Annotated in this window: 10 protein-coding genes; all 10 read right to left on the bottom strand. The window is 36.7% G+C overall.

Annotated features, from left to right (window positions below; genetic code table 11):
- Window positions 1–22 precede the first annotated feature (22 nt).
- Window positions 23–1,297 (bottom strand): ABC transporter substrate-binding protein, encoded by a 1,275-nt coding sequence (locus HORE_RS04990; protein WP_012635891.1) that lies wholly within the window; start codon window positions 1,295–1,297, stop codon window positions 23–25.
- 235 nt (window positions 1,298–1,532) lie between these two features.
- Window positions 1,533–4,055 (bottom strand): glycoside hydrolase family 31 protein, encoded by a 2,523-nt coding sequence (locus HORE_RS04985; protein WP_012635890.1) that lies wholly within the window; start codon window positions 4,053–4,055, stop codon window positions 1,533–1,535.
- 20 nt (window positions 4,056–4,075) lie between these two features.
- Entirely contained in the window at window positions 4,076–4,537 is a 462-nt protein-coding gene (locus tag HORE_RS04980) for a hypothetical protein (RefSeq protein ID WP_012635889.1), read from the bottom strand.
- A 132-nt stretch (window positions 4,538–4,669) separates the two neighbouring features.
- Window positions 4,670–6,361, bottom strand: coding sequence for a glycoside hydrolase family 13 protein (locus tag HORE_RS04975; RefSeq protein ID WP_012635888.1), 1,692 nt, complete (start codon window positions 6,359–6,361; stop codon window positions 4,670–4,672).
- Window positions 6,362–6,413: 52 nt separating this feature from the next.
- A complete protein-coding gene (locus HORE_RS04970; protein WP_012635887.1) occupies window positions 6,414–7,682 on the bottom strand; it encodes an MFS transporter in 1,269 nt (422 codons plus the stop codon).
- 390 nt (window positions 7,683–8,072) lie between these two features.
- Complete coding sequence (locus tag HORE_RS04965; protein ID WP_012635886.1) at window positions 8,073–9,167, bottom strand: LacI family DNA-binding transcriptional regulator; 1,095 nt, start codon at window positions 9,165–9,167, stop codon at window positions 8,073–8,075.
- 200 nt (window positions 9,168–9,367) lie between these two features.
- Complete coding sequence (gene pyrE, locus HORE_RS04960) at window positions 9,368–9,946, bottom strand: orotate phosphoribosyltransferase (protein ID WP_041605884.1); 579 nt, start codon at window positions 9,944–9,946, stop codon at window positions 9,368–9,370.
- A 66-nt stretch (window positions 9,947–10,012) separates the two neighbouring features.
- Window positions 10,013–10,927 carry a dihydroorotate dehydrogenase gene (locus tag HORE_RS04955; RefSeq protein WP_012635884.1) on the bottom strand — a complete coding sequence of 305 codons (915 nt, stop codon included), beginning with the start codon at window positions 10,925–10,927 and terminating at the stop codon, window positions 10,013–10,015.
- On the bottom strand, window positions 10,914–11,690 hold the full coding sequence (locus HORE_RS04950; protein ID WP_041606404.1) for a dihydroorotate dehydrogenase electron transfer subunit: 777 nt from the start codon (window positions 11,688–11,690) through the stop codon (window positions 10,914–10,916). The genes HORE_RS04955 and HORE_RS04950 overlap by 14 nt, the downstream gene beginning before the upstream one ends.
- A gap of 129 nt (window positions 11,691–11,819) precedes the next feature.
- Entirely contained in the window at window positions 11,820–12,182 is a 363-nt protein-coding gene (locus HORE_RS04945) for a carbamoyl-phosphate synthase small subunit (protein WP_012635882.1), read from the bottom strand.
- Window position 12,183 lies beyond the last annotated feature (1 nt).

Here is a 12,183-nt window from a genome sequence, read left to right as displayed (position 1 = left end):
ATTAATTCATATTTTTTATCAGTTATTTATCCATAGATTTAAACCATTCTGCATCAAGCTTTTCCATAACCTGCTCTCTGGTAAGTTTACCGGCTATATATTCCTGCAGAACTGTTCCCATAGTAATAAAGAAATTATCAGGCATCTTTACAAACTGGGTATCCTGAATTACCTCACCACTTTCAATCGCTGTAATAATATCCTCATTAACTCCATGGGTCTCAAAAGTTATTCCAAAGGGATTAAGACATTTAATTTCTTCTTTAAAGATTTTACGACCTGAACCATTTATCATAAAATCAAAATATTGATTTACAACCTCTTTATCAGTTTTGGAGTTAATACAAAAATAACCATCATAATCTATATAGAGTTTGTTCTTTTCCGGGTTATTGGTAAAAGGTATGGGAGCCATGTGACTTGAACTGGCCACATCAGGATTTAAATCCTGAACCAGGTCCATAACCCAGGGACCCTGTACCAGCATAGCTGCTTCTTCCCGGGCATAAAGGACAACAGATTCTGTGTAATCGGTACCCAGTGGATTATCCTGGCTGTATTCTACAAATAAGTCAACAAAATCCATAACCGGTAGTGTATAATCTTTAAAACTGGCTTCTTTCTGATACATTTTATTTACCCAACCATCAGGGTTCATAACTTCATGCCCAACCTGAAATAAAGGACTTCCCAGAGTCCAGACATCTTTGGCTCCGGCGGCAAATGGTGTTATTCCTGTTTTCTTTAATTTTCGGCATGCTTCTCTAAGCCCTTCAAGGGTATCAGGAAATTTTTTAATTCCAGCCTTCTTAAAGAGTTTTTCATTATAGACTATACCACGTCCGGTAATAAACAGGGGAATTATATAAATATTACCATCAGAAAAAGTTAAAGACTCTTTAAAATCATCTGATAAATTATCCATTACTTTAAAATCACTGACATCCCTTATTTTACCGGCTTCAATAAAATCTTTTAAAGCCCTTTCCCCGGGTATTGAGGCAGCAAATATATCCGGTAATTGGCCTGCTGCATCTTTGGTTTTAAGAACAGTATTATACTCCTGGCCTATTATTTCATTTTTAATAACAACGTTGGGGTGTTCTTCCTGAAAAGCCCGGGCCATAGTCTCCATAGCATCTGCAATTTCACTTTTATAAAAGAAGAATGTTAACTTAAACTGTTTATCTTTTGTTGCCTTCTCCCCAACTGTTTTAGATCCACACCCGGATATTAAACCTATAACCAGTAAGACAGTAATTACTAATAAAAACCCCCTCAATTTACTTTTCTTCAAAATCTTTTCCTCCTCTCCCCGGTTAAGGGACTTAATTTAATATAACCAGCATCTTTTTGTGTTCACGGGCACATCTGTATTTATTGTAGTACAATTTTCACAAAAAATCAACGTTTTTTTACAAAGTTTATGGAGAAGAATCCCTTCCGATAGTTTACAGGGGAGGAATTTTATCCGGGTTTATAGAAAGAGACCCTTCTCCTGATAATTATAGACCTGCTCCGAAAACTATTTATTAATAGAATAAGATATCCTTATCAATCTCCATATCTTCATTTAAAACTTGAATTGAAAAGCCAAATTCACGTCCGGTGTAGGGATGGTTTGATTCAAAGGTAAGTTCTACATCTACCCTGTTTTCACCCTGTTCTAGTCTAGTTTTAACTAATTCATCAATTGCATAATCATCTGTGTCTATAATTGTTTTCCCATTAACCTTAACTTTAATGGTTGTCTCCCCTTTAACCCTGAAATATACTTCTTTATCTTTATCACTTTCAATATTTACAAAACCTTTAGCATATCCTTTCTTTACGGAATAATCCAGGAAGTCAACCGGGCACACACCTTTAGCATCAATATTGAGGTAACTCAGTAATTTTACATAACCCCAGGCATTATTCTCCCTTTCAGATACATCGAAGAAAAGGTCTTTATCAGTAATATGCTCTTTAGAAACAGCCACTCTCCATTTTTTTGCATAACCATTACCAACATTTACATTCCTTTCGAAAACAACATTACCATCATTGTCCTTAATATAAACTTTCACTTCTTCACACTGGGGCATTTTGTCGGTTAATGGCTTAAACAGTACTTGCTTATGGTAGTAATCGTTTACTTCAAATTTTTCAACAGGACGATTTGGAATACCTTCAACATAATAGTGTACTGGTTTTTCGATGTCAAGCACATATTTCCTGGTTTCTTTAGTATTATTAACCAGTAAGATATTCATTTTAACCTGACCGTTGTAGCGCCTGTCCATGGTATCTACAAAAAGTTCAAGGTCTTGTTTCCTATCTTCTTCTGTTTCCAATTCAAGGTCAGAAAGTTTAACTTCCCTGACCGTTCCCAGTTCATACTCAAAACTTTTAGAAGCCTTCTTATATTTGTCGACCACATGGGTTACTGTAAGCTTTCTGGTTTTATTATCTATTTTATAACCATGATTCTCAGTAGTTATAATCAACTTTCCACCCGATAATTCGACCTTTATCTTATTATATTTGCCACTCTCATATTCATAGGTTGTTCCATTATCTTCATAAATATATTTTATATCCCCATCATTACCATATACATTAATATCATACTCTTTGTTTATGTCAACAGCATTTTGTTCAATATTCCCTCTTATTATAATTGAGTTGTTCCTTACATAAAGTGGCAGTTTTTCAACTGGTGCCAGTGAAGTTATTTCCTGACTGCCATGAAGCTTTTCCCCCGTATAAAAGTCATACCAGATACCGTCTGGAAGGTAGGTTGTTTTTGTTCTGGACCCATTATCGACAACAGGTGATACCAGAATATCCCCGAACATATACTGATAGGGATATTCCATGACCCGACGATCATTGTAGTCGAATATTAATGGTCTTACCAGACTGACTCCGTTTTCGGTCATCTCTTTAGTTAAAGAATAAATGTATGGCATTAAACTATAGCGTAGTTTAATATAGTCGGTTACAATTTCTTCTGTATCCTGACCATGGGACCAGGGTTCATTCTCTACTTTTGTACCATGAGTTCTAAAAATACCGCAGAAAGTTCCAAATTCAAACCAGCGGACATACATTTCCGGTGTAAATCGGGGATCAGCATGGAATCCTCCAATATCAGTACACCAGTAAGGCTGTCCTGAGATAGATACATTTTGTCCCTGAATAACACTATCCTTTAAAATCTGCCAGCTGGCAAATACATCACCTGACCATAAAGCAGTATTATAATTTTGAATACCAAGGCTCATGGTTCTTGCCAGAATAAAGGGGCGAGTCTTTTTGTCTTCAGTCTGGGCTTCATATAGATTTTTACTCCATTGATAGGTATACATATTATGATATTTTTCCCTTGACCCCAGTGAATTTTCGCTACCCGGTAAGTCAAATTCAGGCTCACCCATATCAGTCCAGTAGCCTCTTACTCCATCATCATACAGTCTGGAAATTTCATTCCACCATTCTTTTTTTGCATCGGGATGAAAATGATCAAAAGTGGGTCTAGCCCCTTCAGGAACTCTGGTGATAAGTCCTTTTTCTTTAAATTTATTATACTTAAGACTATCCCTTTCAATAAAGGGATGCTGGGCCTGCATTATCTGAATACCAAGATCGTTAATCTCTTTTATAATCTCCTTCATATTTTCAGGAAAATATTTACCATCCCATTCCAGGTCACCGAACTGTTTAAACCACATCCAGTCAATAACCAGACAATCACATGGTATTTCCTTTTCTCTCATCTTCCTGGCAATCCTCAATACCTCTTCCGCACTTTTATAACGGTTTTTACACTGTATAAAACCAAGAGACCATTTTGGCATCAGGGACGGATAACCGGTCAAATCATAGTATTTATTCAGGGCTTCCTGATAATCTCCCAGAAGAATATAAGCATCAATTTCGGGATCTTCCCAGACCAGTATTGATATGGTATCTTCACCGTTTTCACAACATTTTCTGTTCCAGTCAAAGGGGGATGGAGCAATATCTGCAATTACCGGCTCATCGGGAACAACCGGTTTTCCAAAAGCCATCCTGACCGGATATGAAGTATTTACAAAAAACCATAACCCCTCGATGATAGATAAAATGGGACTGTACAGTTATTAGCCCGATCATAGGCATTACATTGATGCCAGGCTACTCTTTGCACATTTCGGTTATCAAGGTTTGCCATATGGTCCTGACCCAATCCCAGTACTATTTCATCTTCATTATAATCAAACCTTAAACCTGTTTCCTTTTCAGTTTCAAAAATAAAATCAAGTTTAGTTGCAAATATATCATTTTTGTATTTCTTGCTATGTACTTTAAGTTCCAATGGGTCAGGGTTTATAACTAACACGTTTTCAGCATCGACCTCATACTCTACCACAGTTTTTAAATTACTAACTTCAAAAGATTTCAATACTTTTTTATTTTTTACAATAGAAATGCGGTTATTATCATCATAGTTATTCAGAACTTTCAAATTAATAACACCATTATCAAGTAAGTTAATTACCAGATTATCCATAATCTAATTTACCCCTCCCTTGTGTTTAAAATTTAACACTCTTTACAAAATTAATACTGAACATTGATTACAAAACTTACTGAAAAATTTATTAATTATACCCCCGGCCAATACTGACCGGGGATAAACATTTTATTTTATCTTATAGATCCTGGCTTCATAAGGCCTTAAAGTCACTTCAGTTCCTTTGACCTTTTGACCCCCCTTATAATTAGAGATAATCAGCTCTTTATCTTCTAAGTTATAAGGGCTAACATCACAGCTTGTCTCTTTATCTGTAAAGTTTAGAAGAACAAGCATTTCTTCATTGTCTAGAAATCTTCGATAGGCATACACATCGTCATTTCCTTCATCTACCAGTTCATAGTCACCATATATTAGAACATCATTATCTTTCCTGGTTTTAATCATACGACGGAAATAATGGAGAATTGAATCAGGGTCTTTTTCAGCTTCTTCAACATTAATTTCAGTATAATTGGGGTTTACCTTTATCCAGGTCTCTTCAGCATCAGAAAAAACTGCATTTCTGGAGTCATTCCATTGAATTGGAGTCCTGGAATTATCCCGTCCTCTGTATAATAATCCGGGCATTATTTCTTCCTTAGTTTTACCCTTACTTATCTGTTCATTATAATAATTAATCATTTCAATATCCCGGAATTCTTCCACACCTTCAAAGGGGCAATTTGTCATACCTATTTCTTCCCCCTGATAGATATAGGGGGTACCCCACATAGACAGCAGGAAGGTTGCTAACATTTTAGCAGATTCTTTGCGGTATTTTTTATCATCACCAAACCTGGACACTGCCCGTGGTTGGTCATGGTTCATAAGATAAATACTGTTCCAGGCCTTACCATATAACTTTTTATGCCATTTTGTATATACTTTTTTAAAACCATGAACATCCCAGTTACCTATACTGAAGCGGCTTCCATTTTTACCATAATCAATGTCCATTCCCTCAAATTGAAAGAGAGTCTGGAGTTCTCGCCTGTCTTTACCAACTATTAACAGGGCATCTTCAGGTGATACTCCGGGGCATTCTCCAACGGTCATACAGTCATAGTGACTAAGAACATCATCATGGAGTTCCTGTAAAAATTCATGTAATCTGGGCCCATTGGCATATTTATCACCAAGATCCTTCCCACTGGGATTATCAGTTGGAAAATCTTCAAAATCAGGATCCTTTGAAATAAATCCAATAACATCCATTCTAAATCCATCGACACCTTTATCAAGCCAGAAACGCATTATATCCTTTACTTCTTCTCTGACCTTTGGGTTTTCCCAGTTCAAATCAGGCTGTTTTTTGGAAAACAGATGGAGATAATATTCACCGGTTTGTTCATCATACTCCCAGGCAGAACCCCCGAAATAGGAAACCCAGTTGTTGGGAGGGCTACCATCAGCTTTTGGCTTTTTCCAGATATAATAATCCCGGTAGGGATTATCTTTGGACTTCCTGGACTCAACAAACCAGCGATGTTCATCAGAAGTATGATTCACTACCAGATCCATGACAAGTTTTAATCCCCGCTTATGCATTTCAGAGAGGAGAAGATCAAAATCCTCCATGGTGCCAAACTGGGGTAATATTTTTCTATAATTGCTAATATCATACCCCATGTCATCACATGGAGACTCGTAAACGGGATTTAACCAGATAACATCAACACCAAGGTCTTTTATATAATCGAGCTTTTCAATAATACCCCTTAAGTCCCCGATACCATTACCAGTAGTATCATTAAAAGAACGCGGGTATACTTGATAAACTACCGCCTCTTTCCACCAGCTTTTCTCTTTTTTAGTCATTTCCTTCAGCCTCCTTAAATAACTTTGCTTACTAAATGTTTGTTTATATAACTTAAGCAGGATTTACTGCTTTATTATCAGAACTATCTTTAATTTCATCTGCATAAGGGTCATAATTCCTGGCTTTATTAATAACAACAGTTATGAAGGTAGCCACAAATACTATTCCCATAAAAATAGCACTTGACACAACTGTAGCCCTTAATCCAAAGGATGCTTTAATACCACTGGAAATAACAGGAGCAACGATTGGTCCCACAGAACTTGTCCCCAGGAACAGAGTTACCAATTTTGAAGTGGTTTTTCTAACCTGAAGGGTACCAAATGAAGTAATAGTTGAATTCATCGCGGAGAAACCTAAACCGAGCAAAGCAACAATCACAAATATTAGACCCGGGGTAGCTGCATAAGCATAAATGAGTAAAGCAATTATTGTTAAAACAGATACACACATAATATAAACTTCTCCGGTAATCTTTTTAAGAATATAACTGGCCCCGGCCCTACCAATACCAACAAACATCCAGAAAATAGATGTCAATAAACCAGCTTTGGCCAGTCTCATACCAAGACCTTTTTCAGCATATACAGTTAACCAGGTTGTCAGCGAAACTTCAGATAGAGCATAGCATAACAATCCAATAACCAGTACCCATACACTTAAGGGCCAGCTCTTAATCTGTTCTAGAACAGGGGGTTCAACTTCTCTATCATCATTTTCTTCTTTCTTTTTAACAGGAGTAATAACATTTTCAAATTTAGTTCCAAGGGATAGCAGAAAAGACAGAAAAATTACTACCAGTGAATAGGTAAAAACCAGTTTCCAGGAAAGGCCTGCTTCAAGCATAACCCCTCCAAGATAGGGGGCAACAGTAGCACCTAAACTATAGAAAAAGAGTAAGAAAGCTAATTTTGCATTACGCTCTTTGTTTTCATACATTGAGACAATAAAATAATTACCCAGTGAATAGACTGTCCCAACCCCAAAACCATACAGAAAGATAGCATATGTAAACACTTTAATACCTGGGGCCATCCACATGGCAACCCCACCAGTAAGCAGAACCAGGGTTTTTAGAATTATAGTTTTCTTAATAGATAAGAAATTCAGGACAAAACCAGTTGTTGAAATAATCATTATTGTACTCCCGAGACTAAACAATGAAAATGTAGCTGCAATAGCTGAAGTATCTACACCCAGGTCTTTAGCAGCTGAGGTAATAATTATTCCTAGAGAGCCACCACATAAACCAATAAAAGTAATCAAAAGATAAGCAATTATCGTTATCCGGGTTCTATCATTTTTAAGAGTTAAATTCATTTATTTAATCCCCCCTTTTGTTCTCGTGAACATTTTTTTATAAAAAAATAAATTCCTCTTATAAGCCTTGTTAATATAGTTATTGCAGGGTGATAAAAACTTTTCCTGATTTTATATAAAACTTATTATCAGCAAGTAAAATGTTCGCGCTAACATTTTTGTTAAAAAAATATATGTTTCCCCTTGCTTTATGCTTTAAACCACCCCTTCCCTCTACATGTATTAAGTTTGAAGTTATAAATCTTACTAATTAAACCTGGTATTAATCAGATTTAATTGCTCCTATAACTATATTTTATTTAATTTAAAGAAATTTGTCAACAATTTTTAAAAACTAATCAAAATCATCTAAATTATGTTTTTTATTAATTGTACTCGCGACCAGAATCCCTATTTAATTTGGGTTCTCTCAGTATCATAAACAGGTTGTTGTAAAAAGTTTTTTAAATAAAGCTCCTCCACCTTTAAATTCTCTTTAGTAACTATATCATATCCAATGGTCACTTCTTTAGTGGGGGTAGTATTTTCATAAATTAAATAGTTTAACATATACTTAAGGGCAAGATACCCCTGAAGAAAGGGGCGTTGATACAACACCGAATTAATAATTCCTTGCTTAATGTAAGACTTCACTTTTTTATTAAGATCATAACCCACTAAAACTACATCTCTTTTACCCAATTCTTTAAGGGCCCGGGCTACATAAAGAATTTCTACTGTAGTAAAAATCCCATGTATGTCTGTCTTTTCCTTAAGTATCTGTTTGGTTATTTTATAGGCTTCATCCAGGTCTTTAACATTCTGCCAGGTACTTATATCGAGATGAGATCTTTCCATTACAATGTCCATAAAACCCTTAAGCCTTTTATAAGAAGAAACATACTGATAAACAGACCCTATAATGGCTATATTGCCTCTTCCAGTAAGGAGGTTAGATAAAATGTCACCTGCTATTCTCCCTCCACTATAGTCATCATTACCAACAAAAAATAATCTATCATCACAATCAATATCCATATTTACCGTACCAAATTCAATATTTTTTTCTTTACAGACCCGGGCGATTTCTTTAACTTTCTCCACATTCAAAGGCATAACAATTACCCCATCTATATCTTTATCTTTTTCTAACACTGCATACATTTTTTCAACCTGTTTATCCGGGTCTTCAGTACTGGTCCAGTAGAGATTATATTTTACCCCAAAATGTTTAAATTCATTAAAAGCAAGATTAAAACCAGCTTCAATATGATGATTAAAATGATCATTACTTGTTTTAGCGCAAAAAACACTGACCCCCACTGTTTTCTGACGGGCCAGGGTCCTGGCAATCGGATTAATTTGATAATTAAGCTTTCGGGCTGTTTCTATTACCTTTTTCCTGGTGTTTTCATCCACTGGTCCGGTTCCGTTCAAGGCCCGGGCAACAGTAGTCCTGGAAATACCAAGCATATCAGCAATATCCTGTTGGGTTACCTTTTTCATAACAACATTACCCCTTTTAACTAATTCCAGTTATCTAGCCTAAAATTAATTTAAATACCATAGTCAAGGATTAACGTGGAATTTTAAAGCTACGAAAATCAATTATAACAAAATACAAATTATAAGAGGTACTGAAATAATAAATAATCTTTTAACATTCCTATTATAACATTACCACATTTACAACTCAATAAGGTAAATCAAGACTGGATATTTCTACTACCAGGTTTTTCAACCTCATAACCCTGTTGGCAAAGGGGGCATTCTTCAGGTAAATATGACTTGATATCAAGTTTAATTAAAGGACGATAGGGGTATTTAAAATCAACCTTACCGGCACTCCGGTCGACAAGGGAACTTACGCCTACAATGGTACCTCCTGTTTTCTCGAGTAGCTGGAGTACTTCCTTAACCGAACCACCTGTTGTGACCACATCTTCAACAACCAGTATCCTTTCACCAACTTCAATTTTGAAATTACGCCTTAATGCCATTTGACCATTTTCCCTTTCTGCAAAAATAGCCCTGATTCCTAAAGCCTGTCCAACGGCATAGGAAACAACAATACCCCCAATAGCTGGACCAATAACGACATCAAGATTATCATCTTCCCAAAATTGAGCAATTCCTTCTGCCAGTTCATTGGCGTATTCAGGGTATTGCAAGACACGGGCACACTGGAGGTATTTTTCAGCATGCCTTCCCGAACTCAGTAGAAAGTGTCCTTCCCTGAGAACACCGGTTTTTTTAAAAATTTCAATAATTCTGTCCTGTTTCAACATTAATACCACCTTCCTTTTATAAAATTGTAAACATAATTTCTGGACTACCTGTTTAGAGTATATTTATAAAGCCTTTCCTTTCAACTCCCCTATTCTCTCAATATTATGTTTAATAAGATAGTCATGTATCTCACGTAAAACCTTTTGACCGGCCAGGGGATCAACCAGATTTGCAGTGCCTACTGCTACAGCACTGGCCCCGGCAAGAATAAATTCAAGGGCATCTTTTCCGGACATAATCCCCCCCATTCCGATAATAGGAATTTCAACCTGTTGAGCCACCTGGTAAACCATTCTTAAGGCTACCGGTTTTATGGCAGGCCCGGATAACCCCCCGAAAATATTTCCCAGGACAGGCTTTTGTTTTTCTACATCTATCGCCATCCCCAGTAAAGTATTTATAAGGGATAAAACATCTGCCCCAGCTGATTCAGCAGCCCGGGCAATTTCTACAATATCAGTAACATTGGGGGATAATTTAACAATAACAGACCCCGGGTAGTTTTCTTTAACCTTCTTTGTAACTCTATAAACCAGTTCACTATCTGTTCCAAAAGCCATTCCCCCACCTGCCAGGTTTGGACAGGAGACATTAACTTCCAGAGCTGATATCTCAGAATAGGGAGCAAGTTTATCGGCCAGGCGGGCAAAATCTTCTACAGCATGTCCCGAAATATTAACAATGACCGGTATTTTAAAATCCCGCAGTACCCCTATATAATTTTTAATAAAGGACTCTATACCCGGGTTTTCAAGTCCTATTGAATTTAAAAGACCACCAGTGGTTTCTGCAATCCTTGGATTTAAATTACCTGAACATGGTTTCAGAGTTAAACCTTTAATAACAATCGCCCCGAGCTTATTGAGATCATAATAATCTTTAAACTCAATACCATATCCACAGGTACCGGAAGCAGTCATAACTGGATTTTTTAAACTTAAAGGACCAAGATCAACTGAAAGATCAATCCTGTCCATCAAAAATCACCTCATTAATGTTAAAAACAGGCCCTTCCTTACAGACACGCTGGTTACCTTTTTCAGTGTTGCAAACACAGGATAAACAGACACCATACCCGCAACCCATTCTTTCTTCTAAAGAAATTTCTCCCATCAAATTGTGTTCCTCTGTAATTTCTTTCAATCTCTTTAACATTCCCCGGGGGCCACACCCGAAAATATAATCCGGGTTATAGTAAGAAAGCTGTTCTTCAAATAATTCAATGACATTTCCCTTATAGCCTGTACTACCATCCAGGGTAGCGTTTAACAAATTCAGGTCAAGTAAACCATAGCTTTCATTAAAAAAAGCCAGATCCTCTTCTGAATTACCACCAGCCAGTACCAGAACTCTGTTACTGGTTACCAGCTTTTTAGCCAGAAAATATAATGGTGCCAGTCCCATGCCCCCACCTATCAAGATTAAAAATTTATTTTTCCAGTCTGTTGAAAAACCTCTACCAAGAGGACCGAGTACATCCAGATGATTACCTCTATCCACTTCTTTGAGGATCTGGGTGCCCCGCCCAACTACCCGGTAAACAATGGTAACTATCCCCTTATCCCGGTTTATATCATAAATACTGAAGGGACGCCTGAGTAGAGGGTCATAAACATTATCAGAGCTAATTTTTATATGTAAAAACTGACCTGGTATCCCTTTCCTGGCAATAATACTATCAGCTAGATCTAACCTGTAATAACCATTTCCAAGTTGTTTGCTATTTTTGACAATCGCCATAATAACACCAACTTCCCGAATAATATCACTGAAATTTTTCACATATATTCCCTGGTATATGGAGAGACTCGGTTCCCTTGGTAATTTACCGGGAACCGGATATAAACATTTTCTTAGCTTATTTATACCTTATACCAATTCAATACTACCTGTTAATTCTGTTTCTTTATTGTCATCTAATATTGAGTCTGTATCCACTCCGTATATTCCCATAATCCCGTGCTGTTTCAAATAGTCCTCCCATTTCCTTACATTTTTTATATCCTTATCAAGGATTACTCCACCGACCATTACTTCAGTGGGGTGATAATTTTTTACCACCCTGCCATTCCATTCATCCCTTATTACCATCAGCATTCCTTCACACTCTTTTTTACAAAAGTCCCCTATGTTACCTACACTGGCTACCCTGCCTTCTACCTTCTTGCCAATTACCCCGACCAATGTACCCTTAATACAATTTCTGCCCTTCAAATTAAGTTTCCCTTTCATA

The sequence above is a fragment of the Halothermothrix orenii H 168 genome, from assembly GCF_000020485.1.
In the GTDB taxonomy this organism is placed as follows: Bacteria; Bacillota; Halanaerobiia; order Halanaerobiales; family Halothermotrichaceae; genus Halothermothrix; species Halothermothrix orenii.
Note: the sequence above shows the minus strand (reverse complement) of the source record. Positions and strands in the feature narration are given on the sequence as shown.